This window comes from Cobetia sp. 14N.309.X.WAT.E.A4, from assembly GCF_030397495.1.
GTDB classification, from domain to species: domain Bacteria; phylum Pseudomonadota; class Gammaproteobacteria; order Pseudomonadales; family Halomonadaceae; genus Cobetia; species Cobetia marina.
The window spans coordinates 75,986-100,280 of the sequence record NZ_JAPNXT010000007.1 but is presented as its reverse complement, the minus strand read 5'-3'; the positions used below and the strand labels follow the sequence as shown (position 1 = coordinate 100,280).

The 24,295-nt window shown below is 63.2% G+C and carries 21 protein-coding genes; 7 read left to right on the top strand and 14 right to left on the bottom strand.

Going from position 1 to position 24,295, the window contains the following annotated elements; genetic code table 11:
- Nucleotides 1-18 precede the first annotated feature (18 nt).
- Genes OW493_RS11180 through OW493_RS11165 form a run of 4 tightly spaced genes read right to left on the bottom strand, consistent with a single transcriptional unit; the run spans nt 19 to nt 4,950 of the window.
- Nucleotides 19-1,536, bottom strand: coding sequence for an ATP-binding cassette domain-containing protein (locus OW493_RS11180; RefSeq protein ID WP_289864208.1), 1,518 nt, complete (start codon nt 1,534-1,536; stop codon nt 19-21).
- Entirely contained in the window at nt 1,533-2,450 is a 918-nt protein-coding gene (locus OW493_RS11175) for an ABC transporter permease subunit (protein ID WP_289864207.1), read from the bottom strand. Before OW493_RS11175 ends, OW493_RS11180 begins: the two co-directional genes overlap by 4 nt.
- Nucleotides 2,447-3,373, bottom strand: a complete 927-nt coding sequence (locus OW493_RS11170; RefSeq protein ID WP_289864206.1) for an ABC transporter permease — start codon at nt 3,371-3,373, stop codon at nt 2,447-2,449. The genes OW493_RS11175 and OW493_RS11170 overlap by 4 nt, the downstream gene beginning before the upstream one ends.
- Nucleotides 3,370-4,950, bottom strand: a complete 1,581-nt coding sequence (locus OW493_RS11165) for an ABC transporter substrate-binding protein (RefSeq protein ID WP_289864205.1) — start codon at nt 4,948-4,950, stop codon at nt 3,370-3,372. Before OW493_RS11165 ends, OW493_RS11170 begins: the two co-directional genes overlap by 4 nt.
- Nucleotides 4,951-5,342: 392 nt before the next feature.
- Here OW493_RS11165 and OW493_RS11160 point away from each other — a divergent pair, with 392 nt between their 5' ends.
- Nucleotides 5,343-5,906 (top strand): GNAT family N-acetyltransferase, encoded by a 564-nt coding sequence (locus OW493_RS11160; protein WP_289864204.1) that lies wholly within the window; start codon nt 5,343-5,345, stop codon nt 5,904-5,906.
- A 93-nt stretch (nt 5,907-5,999) separates the two neighbouring features.
- On the opposite strand, the gene OW493_RS11155 is transcribed toward OW493_RS11160, so the two are convergent.
- Nucleotides 6,000-6,842: an alpha/beta hydrolase gene (locus tag OW493_RS11155; RefSeq protein ID WP_289864203.1), complete on the bottom strand. Its 843-nt coding sequence runs from the start codon at nt 6,840-6,842 to the stop codon at nt 6,000-6,002.
- Nucleotides 6,843-7,019: 177 nt separating this feature from the next.
- Here OW493_RS11155 and OW493_RS11150 point away from each other — a divergent pair, with 177 nt between their 5' ends.
- Nucleotides 7,020-7,325 (top strand): hypothetical protein, encoded by a 306-nt coding sequence (locus OW493_RS11150; protein ID WP_084208808.1) that lies wholly within the window; start codon nt 7,020-7,022, stop codon nt 7,323-7,325.
- Nucleotides 7,326-7,490: 165 nt separating this feature from the next.
- On the opposite strand, the gene OW493_RS11145 is transcribed toward OW493_RS11150, so the two are convergent.
- Both OW493_RS11145 and OW493_RS11140 read right to left on the bottom strand, forming a co-directional pair.
- Nucleotides 7,491-9,455: a bifunctional 2',3'-cyclic-nucleotide 2'-phosphodiesterase/3'-nucleotidase gene (locus tag OW493_RS11145; protein ID WP_289864202.1), complete on the bottom strand. Its 1,965-nt coding sequence runs from the start codon at nt 9,453-9,455 to the stop codon at nt 7,491-7,493.
- Between the two features lie 140 nt (nt 9,456-9,595).
- A complete protein-coding gene (locus OW493_RS11140) occupies nt 9,596-10,840 on the bottom strand; it encodes an MFS transporter (protein WP_289864201.1) in 1,245 nt (414 codons plus the stop codon).
- Between the two features lie 156 nt (nt 10,841-10,996).
- Here OW493_RS11140 and OW493_RS11135 point away from each other — a divergent pair, with 156 nt between their 5' ends.
- Together OW493_RS11135 and OW493_RS11130 are read left to right on the top strand one after the other, a co-directional pair.
- Nucleotides 10,997-11,914: a helix-turn-helix transcriptional regulator gene (locus OW493_RS11135; RefSeq protein ID WP_176503712.1), complete on the top strand. Its 918-nt coding sequence runs from the start codon at nt 10,997-10,999 to the stop codon at nt 11,912-11,914.
- Nucleotides 11,915-12,002: 88 nt separating this feature from the next.
- Nucleotides 12,003-12,221 carry a TIGR02450 family Trp-rich protein gene (locus OW493_RS11130; RefSeq protein WP_077376973.1) on the top strand — a complete coding sequence of 73 codons (219 nt, stop codon included), beginning with the start codon at nt 12,003-12,005 and terminating at the stop codon, nt 12,219-12,221.
- 108 nt (nt 12,222-12,329) lie between these two features.
- Here OW493_RS11130 and OW493_RS11125 read toward each other — a convergent pair whose 3' ends face one another.
- The 6 genes from OW493_RS11125 to bla all read right to left on the bottom strand — a co-directional run bounded on the left by OW493_RS11125 (nt 12,330) and on the right by bla (nt 18,846).
- Entirely contained in the window at nt 12,330-13,514 is a 1,185-nt protein-coding gene (locus OW493_RS11125; protein WP_289864200.1) for a pyridoxal phosphate-dependent aminotransferase, read from the bottom strand.
- Nucleotides 13,515-13,516: 2 nt separating this feature from the next.
- Nucleotides 13,517-14,191 carry a TetR family transcriptional regulator C-terminal domain-containing protein gene (locus OW493_RS11120; RefSeq protein ID WP_289864199.1) on the bottom strand — a complete coding sequence of 225 codons (675 nt, stop codon included), beginning with the start codon at nt 14,189-14,191 and terminating at the stop codon, nt 13,517-13,519.
- A gap of 93 nt (nt 14,192-14,284) precedes the next feature.
- A complete protein-coding gene (locus OW493_RS11115) occupies nt 14,285-15,034 on the bottom strand; it encodes a class II aldolase/adducin family protein (RefSeq protein ID WP_205632697.1) in 750 nt (249 codons plus the stop codon).
- 141 nt (nt 15,035-15,175) lie between these two features.
- Nucleotides 15,176-16,132 (bottom strand): NAD(P)-dependent oxidoreductase, encoded by a 957-nt coding sequence (locus OW493_RS11110; protein ID WP_289864198.1) that lies wholly within the window; start codon nt 16,130-16,132, stop codon nt 15,176-15,178.
- Between the two features lie 303 nt (nt 16,133-16,435).
- Nucleotides 16,436-17,542, bottom strand: a complete 1,107-nt coding sequence (locus tag OW493_RS11105) for an NADH:flavin oxidoreductase/NADH oxidase (protein WP_175090268.1) — start codon at nt 17,540-17,542, stop codon at nt 16,436-16,438.
- Nucleotides 17,543-17,796: 254 nt separating this feature from the next.
- Nucleotides 17,797-18,846, bottom strand: coding sequence for a class A beta-lactamase (gene bla / locus OW493_RS11100; protein ID WP_289864197.1), 1,050 nt, complete (start codon nt 18,844-18,846; stop codon nt 17,797-17,799).
- A gap of 248 nt (nt 18,847-19,094) precedes the next feature.
- On the opposite strand from bla, the gene OW493_RS11095 reads away from it, so the two are divergent.
- Complete coding sequence (locus tag OW493_RS11095) at nt 19,095-20,267, top strand: alpha-hydroxy acid oxidase (RefSeq protein ID WP_077376993.1); 1,173 nt, start codon at nt 19,095-19,097, stop codon at nt 20,265-20,267.
- Nucleotides 20,268-20,389: 122 nt separating this feature from the next.
- Here OW493_RS11095 and OW493_RS11090 read toward each other — a convergent pair whose 3' ends face one another.
- Nucleotides 20,390-21,811, bottom strand: a complete 1,422-nt coding sequence (locus OW493_RS11090) for an FAD-dependent oxidoreductase (protein ID WP_289864196.1) — start codon at nt 21,809-21,811, stop codon at nt 20,390-20,392.
- 230 nt (nt 21,812-22,041) lie between these two features.
- Here OW493_RS11090 and OW493_RS11085 point away from each other — a divergent pair, with 230 nt between their 5' ends.
- Entirely contained in the window at nt 22,042-22,863 is an 822-nt protein-coding gene (locus tag OW493_RS11085) for an FCD domain-containing protein (RefSeq protein WP_077377000.1), read from the top strand.
- A gap of 49 nt (nt 22,864-22,912) precedes the next feature.
- Nucleotides 22,913-24,190, top strand: coding sequence for a Zn-dependent hydrolase (locus OW493_RS11080; protein ID WP_289864195.1), 1,278 nt, complete (start codon nt 22,913-22,915; stop codon nt 24,188-24,190).
- Nucleotides 24,191-24,295: the final 105 nt, after the last annotated feature.

Genomic DNA, 24,295 nt, shown 5'->3' with positions numbered 1-24,295 from the left:
ATGGGCTCTGATGAGTGATCAGAGCTGCTGACGCGCCTTCAAGCGACCTTCCTCCACCACCAGCACGCGATCCGCGACCTTGCGCAGCAGCGCCGCATCATGACTGACCAGCACCAGCGCCGTGCCCTGCTCGCGCACCATCTTCACCATGCAGGCGATCACCTCCTGCTGGACCAGCGGGTCGAGGCGTGAGGTCGGCTCATCGGCGAACACGAAGCGCGGCTTGATCAGCATCAGACGCAACAGCGCGAAACGCTGCAGCTCGCCACCCGAGACCTGTCCCGGCAGACGCGAGAGCAATTCCGGCGCCAAGCTCAGTTGCGCCATCAGCTGCGGCAACTGGCTGTCATCGAGACGATGGCGTGCGCTGAGATCCTTCAGCAGGCGGCCCAGTGTCCGGCGTGGCGGGAAGGTCGCCACGGGGTCCTGATAGAGCTTCTGATACTCAAGCATCTCGGCGCTGCGCACCACTTTCCCTGAATACGGAGCCAGCAGGCCGAGCAGCGCATCCCCCAGCGATGACTTGCCGCAACCTGACGCGCCCTGGATGCCGATGATCTCACCGCCCTTCACGCTGAGCTCCACGTCACGCAGCAGCGCGGTGCCCCCGCGCGCGATGGTCAGATTCTCGGCACGGAGGATGGTATCGCCTGCCGCCTTGCCATCACGGCTTGCACTGTCCGCTGCCGGCTTGAAGGCGGCCTCCGGCCAGGCCTGCGGCGCGGCATTCACCAGGCGCTGGGTATAGGCATGTGTCGGCGCGGCCAGCACGTCACGCGTCGCGCCCTGCTCGATCACTTCGCCCTTGCGTACCACCATCAGGCGGCCGCCGATCTGGTGCGCCAGCGCCATGTCATGGGTGATGACCATCAAGCCGGCACGCGGTGTCTCGGCCAGTGACTTGAGCAGCAGCTCGCCGATCTCGCTGACGCGGGCGGCGTCCAGCCCCTTGGTCGGCTCGTCGGCGATCAACAGCGGCGCGCCGCCGGCGCGGGCGGCCGCGAAGGCCACACGTTGCGCCATGCCACCGGACAGCTTGCCCGGCAGCTGCTCGCCGGCGGCAGCGACACCCAACTGCTCCAGATCACTGCGCGCGGCCGCATGAGAGGCCTGCGCCGAACGCCTCGCGACCAGACGATATGCCTCACCGACCTGATGAATCACCTTCATCAGCGGGTCCAGCGCCAGCCAGGGCTCCTGTGGCAGTACTGCCAGGCGGCGACCCCATAGCGGGCGACGATTCTCTGGCGTGTGCAGAGGATATTGCTCGCCGTCGAGCCACAGGCTGCCGGAGGCCACAAGCTCCGGAGGCAGCGTGCCCAGCAGGGCCTGAGCCAGCAGGCTCTTGCCGGAGCCTGTCTCGCCGATCACCACCAGCGGCTCTCCCGGATTGAGCGCAAGCGAGACAGGCGCCAGCAGTGCCGTCTGCACGCCGCGGACCCGCACGCTCACGTCCTCGGCGCTCAGCACCACATCATCCGCCGTTACCCCGTGCCGCGCGTGAGAGGCAGGCGTGGTCATTGTCGCGACATTCATGGGCGCGCTCCTTCAAGGGTCTCAGCGGCGGTTGACGTTCTGGCCTTGCTGCCGGACATCAGCAACAGTCCCAGCAACAGCAGGAAGGTGACCAGCACCGGCGTGAGCAGCGCGAAAGGCGCTTCACGCCAGTACGGCAACAGCTCGACCATCATGGTGCCCAGCTCCGGCGTGGGCTCCGGAATGCCGACGTGCACGAAGCCCAGCGCGGCAATCGCCATCAGGGCGTTGGCCATGCCGAAGGCCAACGCCGTCATCATCACGGGGGCCATTTCCGGCCACAGGTGATGACGAAAACGGTACCAGGCCCCGAAGCCCAGCAGACGGCTGGCCTCGACGCCGGGACTCGCCAGCACGCTGCGACCGGTGGCACGTGCCAGGCGGAAGAATTCCACCCACAGCACCAGCGACAGGCCCAACCACAATGCCAGCGGCGTCGACGGCAGGATGACGCTGACCATCAGCACCAGCAGCAGCCCCGGCAATGCCAGCAGGCTATCTGCCACCAGGCTCAACAGGCGCTCGGCCCAGCCACCGCGTCCCGCGGCCAGCAGGCCCAGCGAGATGCCTGAAAACGCCGCCAGAATCACCGCCCCCGCAGCGATGGACAGCGACAGCCCGAGCGCCGCCACCAGGCGGTGATACAGGGAGCGCCCCAGATGGTCATAGCCCAGCGGGGCGCTGGTGATCACCTCACCGGCATCAGAGACACCGACGGCGTCCGCGCCCTGCAGCGCACGATAGAGATGCTGTTCCAGCGGGTCCCCCGGTATCACCAGATTGCCCAGCAGAGCCAGCAGCACGAGACTCGCGACCATTGCGGCCCCGATCACCCGACGCAATGGCCAGTCAAGACGTGGACGACGCACGGCGTCCACGCGCTGCGGCGCAAGCCCTTCCATCACCTGATTCATTTCACACCCCGTGGGTCCAGTTGGCGACCCAGCAGATCGACCAGCAGATTGGTCACGACAAAACCGACGCCCAGCACCAGGGCGGTGCCCTGCACCATCGGCACATCGCGCGAGAAGATGGCGTGCACCAGCGCATGGCCGATGCCCGGCCAGCCGAAGATGCTCTCGATCACCACCACCCCTTCCACCAGGGTCACGAACTGCAGCCCCAGGTAGGTCACCAGCGGCAAGGCCACATGGCGCAGGCCGTGACGCCAGAAGGTCTGCGCATTGCTGAGGCCCTTCCAGCGCGCGAAATCATGGAAGGCCGTCTGGGTGACGGCGGCCATGGCATCGCGTGCCAGACGTGCCGATACCGCTGCCAGCCCGAGCGCCAGCGTCATCGCCGGCAGGATGAAGTGCTGCGGCTCACCGTGACCGGCGGCCGGCAGCAGGCCCATCTCCACCGAGATCAGCAGGATCAGCACCAGCGCCAGCAAGAACTGCGGCGTGGCGCGCAGCAGACTGCAGACGGCCAGCAGGCTTCGGTCCAGCCAGCCACCGGCACGCAGACCGGCCAGCAGCCCCAGCGGCGGGCCGATCAACAGCGAGATGCCCAGCGCCGCGCCGGCGAGCGACAGGGAATTGCCCAGCTGATGACGAATCTCTACCCACACCGATTCCCCGGAAATCAGTGAGGTGCCCAGCTCCAGGCGCAGGATATCGCCCAGCCAGTAGAGGAAGTGCAAGCCGCCTTGTGCCTCGAGGCCCAGCTCGGTGCGCACCGAGGCCGCAGCGGCCGCATCCAGCGCGTCATAGCCATAGCGACCGGCCGCGATACGCCAGGCGGCATCGCCGGGCAGACTCTGCATCATCAGATAGCTGGCGCCGCCGACCATCAGCACCACCATCAATAGCTGCAACAGACGTGAAGGGAGATTCATGGTGCCCACCGCAATTCTGAAAGGCCGAAACTACGCTCCCAGGGGTCTACCTGAGCGCGTTGCAGTCGATGGGAGATCGCCAGGTTCTGGTAGTACCAAGCGATGGGGATCACGGGTAATGCCTGCTGGATCACGCCACTGGCCTGCGCTCGCGGGTCCTCACCTTCGGGCGTGGGGCCGTAGCCCTCGCGTGCCATGCGCTCAAGCTCTGCGGTGAAGTCCGCATCGAACCAGCCCATCGCGCCCCAGTCGCCACCGGGGGCTTCAGGCGTTCCCGCGTAATCGCTCAGCACGTTGCCGATGGGGTCCGGCACCATGGCCAGATTGCGCGCGAACAGCGCCATGTCGAGGCTGCCGTCATGATGACCGGCCGGAATCGCCGAGAAATTGGTGATATCGAGGCGCGTCTGGATGCCGATGGCGTGGAACTGACGCTCCAGCACCGTGGCCACCAGTGGCAGCTCCGGACGGTCCGAGAAGGTGATCAAGGTGATCGCGAGGCGCTGACCGTCCTTTTGACGAACGCCATCCTCGCCGACGGTCCAGCCAGCGGCGTCCAGCAATGCACGCGCCTCAAAGACATCCTGATGGAGCTCGGGCAGCGCGGGGTCATGCCAGCCTTCCACCATCGGCGGGAACAGCTGGCTGGCCCCGCGCGGATAGCGCAGCACGACCTGCGCGATGGCGGTGCGATCGATCGCCAGGCTCAAGGCACGCCGCACATCCGGGTCCTGGAAGGCCGGATGATTGGCGTTGACCTTCAACAGCATCGTGCGCGGCGTCGCGGCCGCCGCCAGGGTCACGCGCGGCGACTTAGAGAGACGCTGACGACTGGCGGGGTCCAGCCCATAGGTGAAGTCGGCATCTCCGCTCTCGGCGATCAATGCCCTGCCCTCGGCGCGACTGACCGCCTGATAGCGCGCCTGACGCACCTCGGGCTGCTCGCCCCAATAGTCCTCGAAGGCGGTGACTTCCAGGCTCAGCGGCGGCGTCATGCGCAGCATGTGATAGGGGCCGGTGCCGATGACCTGCTGGGCGGTGCCCGTCTCATCGAAGGACGCCGGTGCCAGTATCTGCTGGCGATAATCGGCCAGATAGGCGGGCAATGCCGCGAAGGGCTCGCTGAGTTTGATCAACAGGGTCCTTTGATCTTCCGCGACGATCCGCTCGACCGGCACCGACTTCAACAGACCCGGCTTGGCACGGGCGATCTCGAGTACCTGACGCGCGACTTCGGCATCCAGACGGCTGCCATCATGGAACTGCACGCCGGAGCGCAGCGTGAAGCGCCACTCCAGGCCATCATCCGAGACCTTCCAAACGGTCGCCAACCCCGGCTGTAGCTCTCCCGTGGCATCCACCTCGACCAATGTCTCGACGACCTGCATGCGCTGGAAAAGGATACCGCTGAGCAGCGGGTCCGCTCCCTTGATGTCAAAGGGCGCGACGATCTCCAGACGACGCGACGTCGCCTGCTCATCGCCCGAAGACTGAGCGGATGCCTTGACGGCCTGAGGCATGCCAAGACCGAGCACCATGAGCGTCATTCCCAGCCAGCACGTGATCTGCTCAGCCACGGGCCGGGAATGCCTTGCAGACCTGGAAAGATCAGCCGACACGGGAGCTGTCAGAGAGCGGAAAAGCGACTTGTACCATCGCCGTTCAGTGTCAGGAGGCCTGAGCCTGCTCAGAGGGTGGACCATCGTCATTGCGCATCCTGTCAAAAAGACATGTTCGCTGCCGTCAGACAGCGCGGGAAAAGCGCAATGTTATAGTATAACGAACCAGCGTTGGCAATCCCGAGCGGCATCTGGTACTGGACAGGCATTCACTTGTCAGGCTGTCCTGAAAACCTGAAGATAGTGCGCTTGAATTAGCACTCACTAACTGACTGGACGGTCGGCCTGCAGAAATTGCAACGTGACGGATGCTACTCCCTGACATAACTCTCAAAAGAATCGGAAGGATCATGGATGATCTCAGCATTTCCCCCATCTACGACACACCTGCCAACCGCTACCTGAATGCAGCGGCGCACCGGCTGAGTTGTGGCAACATGCTCGCGACCTACAAGCGTCATGGTTTCCATTGGGATGCAGAGCAATTCGAGGAAAAATGGCAGGACAACAAGAACTTCGCCGTGCGCCTCAATGGCGAATGGATCGGCTTCATCAGCCTCAAGTCGCTGAACGACATGGTGTATCTGCGTGACCTGCAGCTGGTGGCCCAGTGGCAGCGACGCGGTATCGGCTCCACCTGTCTGAGCTGGTTGATCGATTGCCTCAGCAAGCGTCAGCCCCACGACACCCTCCTGCGGCTTCGGGCCTTCTCCGACAGCCCGGCCATCGCCCTGTATGAACGCCATGGATTCGTGAGACTCGAGGAGCCCTTCACCCCGACGCGCGCGGGAGGCATCATCGCCATGCAGCGCAAGGTCAAGACGGGGGCCAGGGCCATGACATCCAGTGAGATGTCTTCGCCCCCTCTTCGCCATGACGCCATAGCAGAAAGCTCGGCAGCGTCTCTGCAATGACAACAAAACCGCCCGGTCTCATGACCGGGCGGTTTTGTTTGCTCTCTGGCATGGCGCCCGACACCCCGCTTGGGCATCGGGGCTGGCCATCTCTCAGCGCGCCAGGAAATCCAAGATATAGCGCACGGTTTCTTCGGGCTTCTCGTCAGTGACCCAGTGACCGGCGTCCTTCACCCAGATCAGCTCGGCACCCGGGATGGCATCTGTGAGCATCGGGGCGTAATCCGGCTTCTGGAAGTTGTCCTTGTCGCCCCACAGTACCAGGGTGTCGATCTCGATATTCTTGAGCTCACCGGCGATGGCCTGGGTGTATTCCTTGTTGAGGCGGCGCATGTTGCGGAAGAAGGCTGCCTTGCCTTGCTCGCTGTTCCACTGGGACACGTAGCGCTCGACCATCTCTTCGGTCGCCACCGCCGGATCATGCACACCACTGGGCATGAAGCCGCGCATGGTACTGATAAATTCCTCGACGCTGGTGGCTTCCTCGACGCCCGGCTCCAGCAGCTGCTTGAACTCCGGAATCGGCCAGGAATCGAAGCATACGCTGTCGATCAGCACCTGGCGACGAACGCGCTCGGGGTGGTTGACCGCCATCAGCTGACCGATACCCCCACCGATATCATGCGAGACCACATCCGCACTCGCCACACCCAGTGAATCCATCAGCTTGATGAAGATGCATGTCTGGGCATTGATGGAAACATCAGCATCCACCGGCATGTCCGACTCGCCATAGTTGAGCATGTCCGGGGCGATGACCCGGTAATGTCTGGCCAATTCCGGCATCACATCGCGCCACATCAGCTTGTTGGTCGGAATGCCGTGAATCAACAACAGCGGCTGACCTTCCCCCATTTCCTTGTAGGCAATGCGGTGACCTTCGATCATCGCATAACGGGTTTCCAGAGCTTCCATTGTCACGTTGTCGTGGCTCATTGCTGACCTCCTTGCTTGCTCGATTCTCAATCACGGCCTCGGCGATCTCGATTGCCGAACCTTGTGCGCCGTGAACGTGGAGCCACCGTACGTATTTTTGAGCAATCACTCAACCTCTTTTTTGATCAATCACTCAAAATACGTTTCAATAGCCGCAATCTTCAAAGGGAAAGCCCAATGGCCCGTGTCATCAACCGTAGTCTGCTCGATCTTCGCCGCCTGACCATCAATCTGGTGACCTACCCCGAGGGCCACAGCGTGATGCGCCATAACGACCCGATGGGTAGCGGCAGCTACTACAAGCTCAATATCGTGCTCAAGAAACCCCGTCAGGGCGGTGTCTTCGAGACCGATGGCAGCCTATTTCGCCTCGCGGACCGCGTGGTGCTGTTTCGCCCCGACCTTCACGAACACAGCGTCAGCCGCATCGAGCGCGGCAAACGTGTGCTGCTGAGCATCGCCTTGCACGCGCCCTGGCGCTGACCCGCAATGGGACTGCGCAAAAGAACCTGATGCAAAAGTGAATAATGAGACAGATAACGGGTAGCGCCTGGTGACAAAAAAACGCCAGTCAGCAATTGCTGACTGGCGTTTTTCCCCACCTGAACCCAGGCCAGTAACGACGTGCTCGACAATGCGCTGCCTTGGCTATTTCATCCGGTCCAGCCCGACGCGATAGCGGGCAAAGCCCATCTCGTCCTGATCCACCAGCGTCATCGGATAGACCGCCTGGGCATCGATGAACTGCTGCGCATCCTCACCGGGGGCGGTGGTGAAGCGAATGTCCAGCGGGGTATCGGTGTCGATCGCGGCCAGCCGCCAGTTGTGATCCGCCGCAGGGTCCACCGCGCCCTGCTGCTGCGTCTGGCGCGAGATGTACTGGGCCAGAATGCTGCGATTTTCATCCGGTGACGCGAAAGCGACATGCGACTCTCCGGTGCCGGGGAAGTCCTCGCCGTAGGCGCGATAGTTGTTGGTCGCGAGCAGGAAGACATCGTCGTCCTTGACCGGCTCGCCCTGGTAAGTGAGGCCCTGGATACGGTGGGCATCGGCGTCGATCAGCGCGCAATTGCCGTCATAACGCGCCGGCTGCGTGACATCCACCTGATACTCGACGCCGTCGATCACATCGAAGTTGTAGCTGCGGAAACCTTCCCAGTTGATCAGGGGCTGGGGCGTGGCGAGATTCGGGTCAATGCGATGGAACTGCCCGGCACTGCACTCGAGCCATTCCCGCACTTCCTTGCCGGTGACCTTGAGCGCCACCAGCGTATTCGGATAGAGATAGAGGTCGGCGGCATTGCGGAAGCTCAGCTCGCCGGCCTCCATCTCGGTGAACTGGGTCGGGTCATTGTGACGGCCACCGACCTTGAACGGCGCGGCTGCCGAGAGAATCGGCAAACCTTCCAGGTCCGGGTCGCCTTCGACGAAGCGTTTGACGTAATCAGCCTGGGCACGATTGACGATCTGGATCGTCGGGTCGTCCTGCACCAGCGCCAGATAGCTCTTCATCGCCGCACTGGCGCGACCGATGCTGCGGTTGACGTACTCCCGCGTGGCGTCGTGCTCATGCTCGACCAACGCCGCCAGTTCGGCATCTTCCCCCACCTGCGCCTCGCCACCCACCTGAATCGGGCGTGCCTCTGTCTGGCCACTTACCACCCGCCACTGGCCCGAGTCATTGCTCAGTTCAAGATCCATCACGCCCACATGGCTGCCCCAGTGCCCTGGCATCATCGCCGGCACCCCATTGAGGGTGCCCTTGGCGATATCGGCCCCCGGCACCTCGGCAAATTCCTCGCTGGGGAAGACCGCATGGGCATGCCCGAAGGCGATGCCATCGATGCCTTCCACCTGCGAAAGGTAATACACCGAATTCTCGGCCATCACCCGGTAAGGGTCAGTCGAGATGCCGGAGTGCGGGATGGCGATCACCACATCCGCGCCCGCCCGGCGCATCTCGGGTACCCAGCGCCTGGCGCTCTCGGTGATGCCCTCAGCCACAAGGCGCCCCTTGAGGTGCTTGCGATCCCAGGTCATCACCTGCGGCGGCGCAAAGCCGATATAGCCGATCTTCAACGTCTGAGCGTTGCCCTCACTGTCGGTGAAGGCATGGGGGGTGATCTGATAAGGCGTGAAGTACGGCTCGCCGGTCGTGGCATCCAGCAGGTTGGCGTTCACATAGGGGAACTGCGCGCCGGACAGCGCCCGTTCGAGATACTCGAGCCCGTAATTGAACTCATGATTGCCGATGTTGCCGACATCGTAATCCAGCTGATTCATGACCTTGTAGGCCGGGAAGACATCACCCTCCTCGAGACCTTCCGCCGCCATGTAATCGCCCATCGGGCTGCCCTGAATGAGGTCCCCGTTGTCCAGCAGCACGCTGTTGGCCACCTCGGAACGCGCCTGCTGGATCAGGCTCGCCGCCCTCACCAGGCCGATGCGCACGCTGGGACGATCCTTGTAATAGTCGTAATCCATCACGTTGGCGTGGATGTCGGTGGTCTCGATCACCCGCAGTGACAGCGTCGCGGCATTGGCTGGCTGAGCGATCATCACGACACCCCCAATGCTGGCCAGACCGAGGATGGCTGCCCGCAGGCGACGCATTGCACGCGGACGCCGGGTGTTCCCCGCAGCCTCTTTGGTACCAGAGGCCGGCTGACCTTTTCTTCCGGATGATGCATTCGCCATCTCTCACTTCCTTGTCATGGGGGGATGTTCCTGTGGCCCTTCAGGGCATCGCTCCATTATTCAGATGCCGACGCCTCAGGCAACTGGCGGTCCCTGCCCGCCAGCCAGCCGATCCCCGCCATCAGCACGCTGAGGGAGGCACACACCATCAATGCCAGCTGCCAGTCACCCTGCCGATCGTAGAGCGCCCCGATCAACGGCGGCCCCATGGCCGCGAGCAGATAGCCCAGCGTCTGCGCCATGCTCGACAGCGACGCCGATTGCATGGCATCGCGCGCTCTGAGCCCCATGAACGACAGGGCGAGAATGAAGCTGGCCCCGGAACTCGCGCCCAGCAACAGCACCCACACCAGCGCCCACCCCGGCATCAGCCACAGCCCGATGAACCCTGCCAGCGACATGCAGGGCGTCGCGAAGGCGATCAGACGTTGATCCTTCAGGCGCGGCATCAGAGGCACCAGAATCAATCCCGGCAAGGCCGAAGCCAACTGCAGCAGGCCGTGCAACGATCCCGCCTTTTCGGGGGAAAAGCCGTTGTCCGCCAGCATGCTCGGCAGCCAGCTGTTGACGGTATAGAACAGCAGCGAATTGATCCCCATGAACAGCGTCACCTGCCAGGCCAGTGGCGAGTGCCACACGGCTGCCTGACGCACCGGCCGCGCGGCACCCTTCTCGGCTACCTTCTCGGCTTCCTTCGCCGCCGTCGGTAGGGAGCGATGCGACAACTGTGGCCACCACACCACCATCGTCACCACTGGCAGGATGACCACGATGAGCATCGCGAACTGCCAGCCATCCGCACTATCCTGCGCCAGCGGCACCATCACCGCCGAGGCGATGGCGGCCATGATGCCCATGGTCAGCACATAGCAGGAGGTCAGCAGCGCGATGTGTCGGGGAAAGCTGCGTTTGACCAGACTGGGCAACAGCACATTGCCCACCGCGATGCCCGCCCCGATCAAGGCGATCCCCACATAGAGCGCCAGCGTGTTGCCCTGCACCCGCAGCACGATGCCGGCGGCGATCGCCAGCAAGGCGAGGAAGACACTGCGCTCAAGCCCCACATGCCGTGCGAGACGGGGTACCCAGGGGGACGCCACGACGAACGCCAACAGCGGCAGAATCATCAGCAACCCTGCCGCTGTGGCATTGAAGCCCAGCGCCGCCTGCAGACGCTCAAGCAACGGCGCGATACTGGTAAAGGGCGCACGCAGATTCATGGCAATCATCAGGATGCCGGCGATCAACACGGCAGGATGGCTCAATCGCCGAACAGGAGAAGAGTGGCAGAGTTCAGTCATGAGACGCTCGCAGCGAACTTGGAACGGACAGATAGCGGGACGACACATCAAAGGTGAATTCCCGCGCAGATTAACGATAGCGTAATCGCCAATATCGCTGCAGAATTGAGCCATCATGACATCAGATACCTGAAATCAGACAATCTGCGAGCCGACATGTCAGCCACCTCCTCTAGGACCTCCGCGACGCCGATTTCCCTTGCCACGCGAGACGCAACCTCATCGTCGGGAGTCGCCAGCGGTCACTCCTCCGTGCCCTTCTCCAGCAGCGTCTGCGAACATGACCCGGACATCTACGAGATTCCGGCCAGCGCCCTGCATGTGGATACCGGTCAGCAGGTGATGGAAGTCCCGATCCACCAGCATCGCAAGGGACAGCTGGTCATCGCCCTGCATGGCGTCGTGACCAGCCGCGTGCCGGAAGGGCTGTGGATGGTGCCACCGCACAGCGGCGTCTGGATTCCCGGCAACCTGCCCCACAGCAACCACCTGACCCGTGGCGGCCGCGTGTGCCACCTGTTCATCGAGCCCGGAGCGCTCGAGATGCCGAGCCACAGCTGTACGCTGTCGATCTCGCCCCTGCTACGCGAGCTGGTGCTGCGTCTGGCGGAGCTGCCCCAGCCATATCCTGAACAGGGGCCGACAGCGCGGCTGGTCGATGTCCTGCTGGAAGAACTGGCCTGCATGCCCAGCGAACGTCTGCATCTGCCCTTGCCCGAAGACCCGCGGCTGACCCGCATCAGCGATGCCTTGATCAAGACACCGGATGATCGGCGCACCCTGGCCGAGTGGGCGAGCGAACTGGCGATGAGCGAACGCACCCTCGCCCGCCTGATCCAGCGCGACACCGGCCTGAGCTTCAGCCGCTGGCGCCAGCAACTCCACCTGGTGGTGGCGATCCGCCTGCTGGCCGAAGGCATGAGCGTGCAGCGCGTCTCGGAAGACGTCGGTTATCAGTCCGTCAACGCCTTCATCAGCATGTTCAAGAAGCTGCTCGGCACCACGCCTGCCCGCTACCTGCAGGAGCGCGAGCAACGCCGCTCGGGCAGTGAGCGGCCTCAAGAAGTGACTTGAGGGTCAGATTCATCCTCACGTTACCCCAGTTCAGATACCCTCCCCTGTTCCTCATTTTCCCTTTTCCTTTTTACCGACGAGACATTGCATGAACCGCATCAACCCCGAAAAGCTGTTGCAGAGCAAATGGACCGCCGTGACCCCCAGGAATCGTGAGCGACATTTCATCGTCACCCGCGTGATTCGTGATGATCAGGATGAGCATGTGGTCGAGGTCGTGTTGCAGGCGGTGCTGACACATCGCGATCACGTGCTGGGCTGGCGTGAGCTGAAGCAGGACGATGTCTGGCAGATGGGCTGGAAATGATTTCCTGAAATGAGCATCGCTGAACGTACAAACGCCGCTCATGAGCGGCGTTTGTACGTGAACCTGCACGAAATTGAGCGAAAGACTGTGCATGGCCGAAGTCGCGCCTCAGACGATGACTTCCCCTTCCAGCTGATCACACAGCAGCGCCATACGCTGTACCGCTTTCAGCAGGCTGTCGTCCGGCACGGTCAGGGCGACACGTACCAGCGGCGTACCGCAATCACCGAAGACGCTGCCGGGCATTACCGCCACCTGCTGCTGTTCCAGCAGTCGCCAGGCGAATTGTTCGCCGTCAAGGCCGGTGCGGGAGACATCGACCATCAGGAACATGCCCCCCTGTGGCAGACTGGAGGACAGCTGCGGAATGGCCGCCAGCGCTTCATGCACCAGGCGCGCGCGGCGTCCAAGCGACTCGCGCAGACGCTCGGAGGTATCGAAATCTCCGCGCAGCGCGGCCTCGGTCATGTCGGCGATGAAGGGCTGGTTGCCGAACAGCATGGTTTCCGAGACCGGCAACAGCCGACGACAGAATTCCGCTGAGCCGATGGCCCAGCCACTGCGAAAGCCGGTAGCGGCATGGCTCTTGGAGATGGAGGACACCACCACGGTGCGCTCACGCAGTGCCTCGATTTCCAGCGGCGAGACGAATTCGCCCGTGAAGATCAGCGCTTCATAGACCTCATCGCAGACGATCCACAGATCATGCTCGCGACATAGCGCGCCGATGTGCTCGAGGGTCGCCCGGTCCATCACCGCCCCGGTGGGGTTGTGCGGGGTATTGAGCAGCAACACACGGCTCTGCGGCGTGATGGCCGCGGCCAGATCTTCCGGCTGCAACACGAAGCCATGCTCCATGCGCAGCGGTACCGGCTGCAGGTCACCGCCGGCGCCGCGGATCACACCCTCATAGGTGGCGTAGTAGGGGTCGCCGGTCAGTACGCCGCATCCTTCTTCCACCAGCGCCAGCATCACCGCGAACAGCGCCGTCTGAGTGCCGGGGAAACACAGCACGTTGTCTGCGCTGATCTCGGGCATGCGCGCTGAGTAGCGCTCGGCCAATGCCGCGACCAGCCCCGGTTCACCACGGCCATCGGAGTAGCGGGTACGCCCGGCGCGCAGCGCCTCGACACAGCGCTCGACCAGAGCCGGATGCGTGGCGATGTCAGGTTCCCCGATGGTCAGCTCGATGATCGGCTCTCCCGCCAGAATTCGCTGACGAGCGGCACTGTGGACGGCCCATTTGTCACCGCCCAGATCGCTCAATCGTTCGGTGATGGTGGCGTAGCGCATGCTCAACTCCTGTGAGGTGGGGGTGTTGTTGTCATCTCGACATGCTCAAGCAAGGTGCCCTGGGGCAGGCGCAGGATGCCCTCTGCCGCCCGTATCGCGATCGCGGGCAGGCGCTCGACGGCATAGAGGCCATGTTCCAGCCCGCCTTCCAGCCACAGACCATCGATCAAGCCATTGAGGGCGATCGCCTGCTCCTCACAGATGGCGTCATCAGCGGGCTGATCATTGGCGCTCAGAACGGGTTGGATCAGTAATCGCAGCAGATCGAGAAACTCGCGATAGGTTTCCTGATGGACCGCCGAGTAGGTGGCATCGTGACGTACCCGACCGATGAAGGTCGCCCACAGGGAGACCTTGTGGGCGGCCAGATTGGGCTGCGTGAGACTCGCCGCGATGAAGCGTGCCAGACGACACGCCGAGGATTCATCACTGACCGGGCTGGCATCGGCGATATCGGAGGTCAGCTGGCCCATCATGTAGGCATAGGCGGCCCGCACCATGTCGTCCTTGGTACCGAAATGGTGGCGAATCAGCCCGGGTGAGACACCGGCTGCCTCCGCCACGCGGCGCACGCTGGCGCCGGCCAGACCATGCTGCGCGACACAGCTCAGCGTGGCTTCCAGCAGGTCGCGCCGACGCTGATCCTGGGAAAGGCGCTGGAACACCTTGCGACTCATCTGGGCCCCTCCCCTTCACTCAACGCCGGGATTGCCGCACTTGCCTCACTTGCCTCACTCTCAGGTGACAGCGGCCACGCATCGAGGGAAGGCTTATCGACGATAGTCACTGCCAAGACTCTCCAGCAGACGCAGGTGGGAATCCCATTCCAGTGCCAGATCGCCATCCTCATGGATGGCCATGTCGTACTGGCCGACCACATGCGCACAGATCTCGGGCGAGAGACGGCGCACCGGCTGGCCCATGGAGAGGGTCGCGACCTGAATCTCGCAGCTGCGCTCGAGGTAGAACATGTTGTTGAACATCTCGGCGGCAGAGGCACCCGTGGTCAGCAGGCCATGATTGCGCAGGATCAGCGCCGGATTGTCGCCAAGGCTTGCCACGATGCGTTCGCGCTCATCCAGATCCAGCGCGATGCCTTCATAGTCGTGGTAGGAGACGCGACCATGGAACTGCAGGGCGATCTGGTTCAGCGGCAGCAGTCCTTCTTCCAGGCTCGATACCGCCACGCCAGCGCGCGTATGGGTATGCATGATCCAGCTGGCAGAGTGGCTTGCCGCATGAATCGCCGAGTGAATGGTGAAGCCGGCTGGATTGACCCGCGCGGCGCTGTCATCGACCTTCTCGCCGTTGACGTCGATCTTGACCAGCGAGGATGCGGTGATCTCCTCCCAGCGCCAACCATAGGGATTGATCAGGAAGTGCCCTTCCTCACCCGGCACTCGCGCCGTGATGTGGGTATAGATCAGGTCGGTCATGCGGTAGTGCGCCGCCAACCGATAGCAGGCTGCCAGATCAAGGCGTGCCTGCCATTCCGCGTCACTCATGGTTGATGCCTGCATGTCGCTGTCTCCTGTGATCAAGATGTCGCTGCCTGGGGTCGAGAAAGGCTCCGCAGAGCCCTGAAAAGCCTTGACGCCTCCACCTTCCGGTCCTCAATAGCCGAGGGCCACAATAGCCAAGGTCCTCAATAGACCAGGGCCTCAATAGCCGCGCTGGCGATCCACGCCCAACGTGAGCGGCAGGCCATCGCGCAACTCGCGCGCCGTGGCCACCACCTGCTCGGCGACCACCTCGGGGAGCGAGTCACTGGCGACATGCGGCGTGATGCGCAGGCGCGCGTCCTGCCACCAGCGATGATTGGGCACCAATGGCTCCTCGCGGAAGACGTCCAGCGTCGCGCCCGCCAGCTGACCGGACGCCAGTGCCGCATCGAGATCGGCTTCCACCAGGTGCTCGCCGCGGCCGATCTGTACAAGCCATGCCCCCGGCCGCAGCTGGGCGAACAGGGTCGCATTCAGCACATTCTCGGTGACCGGAGTCAGCGGCAGGATGTTGATCAGGTAATCCGCCCCCTGAGCCGCGGCCATCACCGCATTGTCGCCCGTCAGATAGCGCACGCCTTGCACTGGTGCGACGGGTTCGCTGCGACAGGCGACCGTCACCGTGAATCCCAGTGCCGACAGCGAAGTGACCACCGCGCGCCCCATGCTGCCGTGGCCCAGCACCGCCACCTGCGCCTTCTCGGGCGCACGCATCGGCAAGGGCTGCCACTCACGGCGCGTGGCATTGTCTGCCATGACGGCAAACTCGCGCTCTTGATGCAGCACTTCATGCGCGGCAAACCCGGCCATCAGAAATGCCTGATGCGGGTCTCGCACCCGTGCCACCTGAACCTCATCTGACAGCCCCGGATGACTGAGCAGAGCATCCACCCCCGCCGCGATCGACATGGCAAGCATGAGATTGGGGTACGGCGTGAAGGCGTCTTCTCCCGGCTGCCAGCAGATGGCGAACGCGACCTCCGTGGGGTCTTCGATCTCCTGCGGGTTCTGCAGCACGACATCCTCGCCCAGCTGGCGCAGCGCCTCACCGTAGAGGCTGTCCAGGTCCAGGGATTCACTCAGGTAGACACCCAGAATAGGGGCTTGGCTTGGCATTGGCTCTCCTTGTGTCACGACTGGCAGCGAGTGGATTGCGGTGGATCTTCCGCCACTATTGCACACTCGTATAATTACTGCCAGCCGTCCTGTACTCCCCCGTGCCTTCATCGCCCTGCTGGCGCAGCGCCGCCTTGAGCCACAAGGAGAGGCGCAAACGCCTCTCCACTCTCCTCCCTCAAATCGAGGCTTCGCGCCGCCAGGGGGATTGAGCAAAGGGGATTGAGCAAACAAGAACGCCCGCGATCATCGAGCAAGGGCTCATGAACGCGGGCGTCAGTCATCGATGTCCTTTCACGGACTTCAGTCCTGCTGATTCTCCAGCAATGACTTCAGACCATGCGGCTGGCAACGCAGATACTGGGGCGAGACCTTGACGGTATCTCCCAGCGCGGCGGCCGCATGCCAGGGCCAGCGCGGGTCATAGAGGATGCCGCGCGCCAGGGCGATGGCATCGGCACGCTCTGTCACCAGCAGGTCTTCCGCCTGCTGTGGCTCGGTGATCAAGCCCACCGCGATGACGGGCATGACCACCTGAGCCTTCAAGGCCTCGGCGTGCGGCACCTGATAGTTGGGTTCCACCGGAATCTGCTGCTGCTCGCTGAGCCCGCCGCTTGAGACATGCAGATAGTGGCAGCCACGGCGGTCAAGCGCCTTGGCGAGTTCGATGCTCTGTGCGAGATCCCAGCCGCCCTCGACCCAGTCCGTCGCGCTGATCCGGATGCCCAGCATAACCTCGTCAGGAATCGCGGCGCGAACGGCGTCGAACACCTCAAGCGTCAGCCGCATGCGATTCTCCAAAGAACCGCCATAGTCGTCCTCGCGCTGATTGCTCAACGGTGACAGGAATTGATGCAGCAGATAACCATGCGCCGCGTGCAGCTCGATCCCGTCGAGACCGATCTCGACGGCACGCCGGGCCGCTTCCACGAAGGCGTCGATGGTCTGGGCGATCTGCTCGGCGCTCATCGCCTCGGGAAGCGGCCCCCCTTCACTGAAGGGAATCGCGCTGGGTGCCAGAGTCTGCCAGCCGTTGGGTTGTCCCGGGGCAATGGCAGTTCCGCCCTCCCAGGGCTTCTCGCATGAGGCCTTGCGGCCCGCGTGACCGATCTGCACGGCCAACGGCATCGGCGAATAACGACGGATACGCTCGACGACACCTTGCATCGCGTCACGCGTTGCCTCGTCAAAGAGCCCCACATCGCCATGGGTGATACGCCCTTCGGGGGAGACGGCACTGGCCTCGAAGATCAGCAGGCCGGCACCTGACTGGGCCAGATTGCCAAGATGCTGGTCATGCCAGGCTTGCATCCGGCCATCCTGGGCGGAGTACTGGCACATCGGTGCAATGATGATGCGATTGTCCAGCGTGAGCGGGCCGAGCTTCAGCGGGGAAAACAGTGTGGACATGGATATCCTCCAGACACGTGCAGGAACAGGTTGGGCAAGGCTCATGAGCGGACATGACAGGGGGAGCGGGTTCCATCTCCTCCGGCAAACCATTGCGGATACAGTTCAGGCACAATGCGGGCGAGAGGCAGGAGTCACAAGCAAAGGATGGCATCAGGGCCGGCAACGCTGAGTTGCCCAGGCTTCACGCAGACTTTCTCAGGCACGCTACTTCAGGCACGCTACTTCAGCACGTGCTCTCACGCGTCACGCGATCAATTGTCAGCGTGCGTGTCCACCCCCTCGGTGGCCGGTCCTTCGATGGCCAGCCCCTCGATGGCCAGTACCTCGGAGACCAGCAGACGCCCGACATCGGCAATCGCGGCGTCACGCACCGTACGCTCGGCCTCGCTCTCGGTCAGATAGACCGCCACGATCAACGGGGCGTGATTCGGCGGCCAGATGATGGCGATGTCATTGTTGGTGCCATGCCCCCCGCCCCCGGTCTTGTCAGCGATCTGCCAGTCATCCGGCAAGGCGGCACGCAGCTTGTCACTTCCCGTGGTATTGGCCAGCATCCAGCCCTGCAACGTGAGACGCGACGCCTCGCTCAGCGCCTCCCCCAGCAGCAGCCGCTGAAGGGTGGACGCCATCGCGTCGGGAGTGGTGGTATCACGGGGATCTCCCGGAGTGGCCTCATTGAGCGCCGTTTCACGACGATCCAGACGTGTGACGTCATCCTTCAGAGTCCGCAGATAATTCGTCAGCCCGACAGTCCCACCGATGGCATCGAGAATCAGGTTGCCGGCGGTATTGTCGCTGGTGGTGATGGTGGCGCGGCACAACGCCGCCAGTGTCATGCCATCGCCCTCCACCTGACGTTCGGTGACGGGGGAATAGGTCACGAGATCCGACGGGCGAATCTCCACCTTGCGTGACAGCGACTCCTGACGGGCATCCACCCGCGAGAGCAGATTGCCGCATGCCAGCACCTTGAAGGTGCTGCTCATGGGGAAACGCTCATCACCCCGCCAGCTGACACGTCTGCCATCGGCAGTATCCAGTACCGTCACACCAAGGCGCGCGCCGACCCGCTGCTCTATTTCCTGCAGATTGGCGACCACAAGTCCCTCACGCTCCGCCTCGGAAGCGACCACGGACGCTGCGTGAGCCGGACTGATCATCAGCCATGACAGACAGGACGCCAGCATCGCGTCACGCCCACGACGCAGGACTCTTGGCCTTGCCGCGCCATGGGACCTGGCCGGATCGCGCGGCGTTGTCGGGCGCCGACCATCGGCTGAGGCGCTACAGGCAAATCTCATGGGTCCATCACCTTTCATGGGGGCGCGACCTGACACCTCAGGTCGCGCAGTCAACGTGTCCGTCTGCAGACGTCGTGCAGCAGGTCGGTTGCATCATTGCCATGATGCTATGGCACAGGCGTCCTCGACAGATAGACGTATCGCCAATGGTGAACCCCCCATCCATCGGAGACAGTAAGCCCAGCATCCCCTTGGCGATGTCCCTGGACCTCGAACGATCCGCCTTCTCTCCTTGGATGGAGTTCTGCATGACCATCACCTGCATCAATGATCTGCAACGCCTGGCGAAACGCCGTGTGCCGAAGATGTTCTACGACTATGCCGACTCCGGCTCATGGACGGAAACCACCTATCGCGCCAACGAGGCTGATTTTGCCGCCATCGGACTGCGTCAACGGGTGATGGTCGACATGGACAATCGCACCCTGCGCACGCAGATGCTGGGAGAGGATGTGGCCATGCCGGTGGCGATCGCGCCCACTGGCCTCACCGGCATGCAGCATGCCGATGGCGAGATGCTGGCCGCGCGCGCGGCGAGTGACTTCGGCGTGCCCTTCACGCTCTCGACCATGAGCATCTGCTCCATCGAGGATGTCGCATCCGTCAGCACACGCCCCTTCTGGTTCCAGCTCTACGTGATGCGCGACAAGGATTACATCGGGCGGCTGATCGATCGCGCCAAGGCGGCGGAATGTTCCGCGCTGGTGCTCACCGCTGACCTGCAGATCATCGGCCAGCGCCACAAGGACCTGATCAACGGCCTGAGCGTCCCTCCTCGTCCCACCGTGGCCACCGCGCTAAACCTGGCGACCAAGTGGCGCTGGTGCGCCGGCATGCTGAAGACGAAGCGCCACAGCTTCGGCAACATCGCCGGTCACGTGAAGGACGCCGACAACCTCAGCTCCCTGTCGAAATGGACCGCCAGTCAGTTCGACCCCAGCCTGAGCTGGGATGACATCAAATGGATCAAGGATCGCTGGGGCGGCAAGTTGATCATCAAGGGCATCATGGAGCCGGAGGATGCCGAGATGGCCGTTCAGGCAGGCGCCGACGCCGTGATCGTCTCCAACCACGGTGGACGTCAGCTCGATGGTGCGGCCTCCTCCATCTCCGCCCTGCCGGACATTCTCGCGGCGGTCGGCGACAGGACAGAGGTCCACATGGATGGCGGGATTCGCTCTGGCCAGGATGTGCTCAAGGCGGTGGCGATGGGCGCCAAGGGCGTCTATCTGGGACGCGCCTTCCTGTATGGACTCGGCGCCATGGGCGAGCAAGGCGTGACGAAGACCCTGGAGATCATCCACAAGGAGCTCGACACGACGCTGGCCCTGTGCGGACTGCGGGATATCCACGACGTGGACACGCGTATCCTCAGGCCCGGCACCTATCCGGTGGCCAGTTCACAGACCAGAAGCTCGTGAGAAACACGAACCTTTGATGTCAGGCCGACATGCGCCGATGGAATCCACCACGGCACATGTCGGCCTGTCCTCCTTTGCACGCTGCCCTCTCGGGCCAGCGCACCGGCTTGCATGGGCTTGCCTCAATGCACCTTGAGTCGCGGCCCCATGGCATGGCGCAGAACGTCACTGACCACCTCGGCTGAGCCCTTGAGCGGCCCCAGCAGCAAAAACTGATGCTGACGCTGCAGTCCTTGGTAGGCCGCGCGTGCAAAGCGCCCTCTCACCTGCAGATCCTCATGCCCATCGTTGCCTTGTGCATGGCTCAGCTTGGCGCTGAGCTTGCCACCGAGCTCACCGACGCTGCCCGCCCTGGCCAGTGACAACAGCGTGCCGCGATCCTTGAACTCGAAGACCTGAGCCGCCTCGCCCTGCTGGCGACGCGGCAGTTCTTCCGCCAGGAACTCGGCCTGTTCGCTGGCCACCTGTGCCGTGGGTGGCAAGGGTGCCTCATCGATGCAGGCACAGTCGCCCAGCGCGAAGATGGCTTCCTGCTCAAGGCATTGCAGTCCGGGCGTCACCTTCCATTGACGCTTCTTGTTGCTGGCCAGACCTTCGATCTCCTCGACGATGGCAGGCCCCACACGCCCCGCCGCCCAGACCACCAGGTCTGCCTCGCGAGTCACGGACTCGTCACCTTCGCTGATCTCGACGCTGCCGGGTGACACCTTGGCGACCTGACGAGACAGCTCGATATTGATGCCCTGTGCCTCGAGTCGCTGATGGATCGCCTCGCGCAGTTCCTGTGAGACACCGGGCATGAAGGTCTCGGTGGCCTCGAGGATCGTGATCTCGACCCGCGAGTCCTTCGGCGCAGGCGCATCATGTCTGCCACGTGCCTCATGCAGATAGGCGGCGAGCTCGACACCGGTGGCACCGGAGCCGACGATCACCACCTGATACGGCCGCCCCGGAGACTCTTGAGCACCATCCTTGGCACCATCCTGAGCGACGTCCTGGGTGGCTGACGCGCCTGAATCCCCTGTCGGTGCTGTTTCCATCGCCACATGATTGGCCAGCAAGCCACGCGAGAAGCGCTCGGCAATACGTTCGGCGTCTTCCGGCGAGTCAAGCAGACAGGCATGCTCCAGCACGCCCTCGACGCCCATGTCAGGCGTCACCCCTCCCAGGGCCAGTACCAGCTGGCGATAACCTCTGACGCGGACCGGCACCTCGGCGGTCGCGTCATCTTCCCTGCCCGGTATCGCCGCAAGGGTGATCTGGCGTTGTTCAGGGTCCACGCCTTCGAGGGTGCCGCACTCGAAGCGAAATCCCCACTGCTCCGCCAGACCGGCATACCCCAACTCATCGACCTGGCGCCGTCCGAGGCCCGCCGCGATCTCATGCAGGCGCGGCTTCCACACGTGACTGGTGTCGCGATCGATCAGCAACACGTCCTTGTGGCCTGCCTTGGCGAGGCGAACCGCCAGCTCCAGTCCGCCGGCACCGCCACCGACGATGACGATATCGGCGTCACGCGTTCGCTGAGAGTCATGCGTTTCCATAGGGCCTCCTTTCGCGGGGTCGAATAGAGAAACCTTATGTCAGACCAGGCGCTTTTCAAGACTGCCACCCGGAACTTCGCCAATGCGCAGCCTTTGACGCGACGCGTCATGTCCTTGATCGAATTCGCGACGCTCACGTTCACATTGCGGGTTTGACAGCGCTCGAGTCCGCGACTAAAGCTTATTTATACGAATAAATATGAATGACTCGCCTCCGCTCAGGACATCGCATGCCGACATCGCCTCCACCACTGATCACGTCACGCACCAGCAATGGCTCTGGCGCTCCCAAACGCCAGAAACTGGCCGAGCTGATCAGCGATGATCTGAGGCGCAGCATCGTGCGTGACGGGTTGCGTGAAGGTGACCGGCTACCCAACGAGAAGGCGCTGATGGCGCAATACGGCTGCGCCAAGGGCACGCTGCGTGAAGCCCTCAAGATTCTGGAAGTCGAAGGCTTGATCACGCTGAAGACGGGCCCCAATGGCGGCGCCGTGCTGAATGCGCCGAGCATGGAGCCCGCCAGTCGCATGCTGAGAAGCTTCCTGCACTTCAAGACGCTCAATGGCGCCCAGGTCTATCAGCTGCGCCGGCTGCTGGAAGTCGAGATGGCGGTATCGGTGGTGGGCCTGCTCAGCGAAGAGGATCTGGTCGCGCTCGAGCACAATGTCAGTGACTGCAGTTGCCATCAGCCACAGGACGAGGACCAGCGTCGCCAGCGTTTTCTGGAAATCGAGTTCCATCAGGTACTGGCGCGCGCCTGTCCCAACCCGCTGCTCAGCTTCATGTGCCAGTTCCTCAACGACATGCTGCACGAGCTTGTCGTCATCAAGAAGGCCTATCTCCCGGAGCGCAAGCAGTTCGATGCCGCCAATCAGCATTACCACACCGGCCTGATCACGGCGTTCCGCCAGCAGGATCACGAACAGGTCCGTCAGCTCATGACGGAGCACATGCAGGATGCCGAGCACCATATGACGGCCCTCGAGGTGGAAATGGCCGACCAGCTGCTCGTCACTCCGGCGCAGCTGATGGCCGACAGCAGAGCCTGACACCGCACGACACATCACAAGAACAATATTCACGAGAGGAAGGAAATCGATGACCACTGCCCAGATGGATACCTCCCCCGTCAGCACCCTGAGCGAGCTGCGCACCGACAGTGATCGCCTGTGGCAATCCCTGATGACCCTGGCCGAGCTGGGCGCCACGCCCAAGGGCGGCGTCAACCGTCAGGCGCTGACCGAACTGGACCGCCAGGCGCGCGATCTCTTCATTCAATGGTGCAAGGCCGAAGGCTGCACGATCCGTATCGATGCCATCGGCAACATCTTCGCGCGCCGCGCCGGCACCGATCCGGACGCCCCGGCGGTGATGACCGGCAGCCACATCGATACCCAGCCCACGGGCGGCAAGTTCGATGGCTGCTTCGGGGTGATGGCGGGACTGGAAGTGCTGCGCAGCCTCAACCAGCACGACATCAAGACCCGCTGCCCGGTGGAGGTGGTGGTCTGGACGAACGAGGAAGGCTGTCGCTTTGCGCCCTGCATGATGGGGTCCGGCGTGCATACCGGCCAACTGTCATTGCACGAGATGCTGGCTCAGAAGGACACGGATGGCGTGACCGCCGGCGAAGCGCTGGATGCCATCGGCTATCGGGGCAGCGATGAGATCCCCCGCGAGAACGTGCGCGCCTTCTTCGAGAGCCATATCGAGCAGGGCCCGATCCTGGAAGATGAAGAGACTACCATCGGCGTGGTGATGGGCGCGCTGGGCCAGCGCTGGTTCGATCTGTCGCTGACCGGCCAGGAAGCCCATGCGGGCCCCACGCCCATGTCGCTGCGCCAGGACGCCATGCTCGGGGCGGCCGAGATCACCGTCGCCGTCAACCGCATCGCCATCGATCACGCACCGCATGGCCGCGGCACCGTGGGTGTGATGCAGGTCCATCCGGGCTCTCGCAACGTCATCCCGGGTCAGGTCAACATGACCATCGACCTGCGCTCGCTGGAGCCCGACTCCCTCACCGCGATGGTCGCCGAACTCAAGGAAGTCGTCGAAGCCGTCAGCCAACGTCACCGCCTGGCCTTCGAGCTCACCCCTACCGCCGACTTCGTCCCCGAGCACTTCGCCGACAACTGCGTGAACGCGGTGCGCAATGCCGCCAGCCAGCTCGGCTACTCACATCTCGACATTGTCAGCGGGGCCGGTCACGACGCCATCTTCATGGGCCGTATCGCTCCCGCCGGCATGATCTTCGTCCCCTGCGAAGGCGGCATCAGCCACAACGAGATCGAGAATGCCGCCCCCAAGGACCTGCACGCCGGCTGCAACGTGCTCTTCCACGCCATGCTCGATCAGGCCGAGATCGTCAGCTGAGGCGAAATTCCCCTCCCACAGGATGACAAGACGCCCCGCTCGAGAGGTCATCGAGCGGGGCGTCTTGTGTCTGGCGCTGTGCATGGCCAATCCGTGCGACCCGCC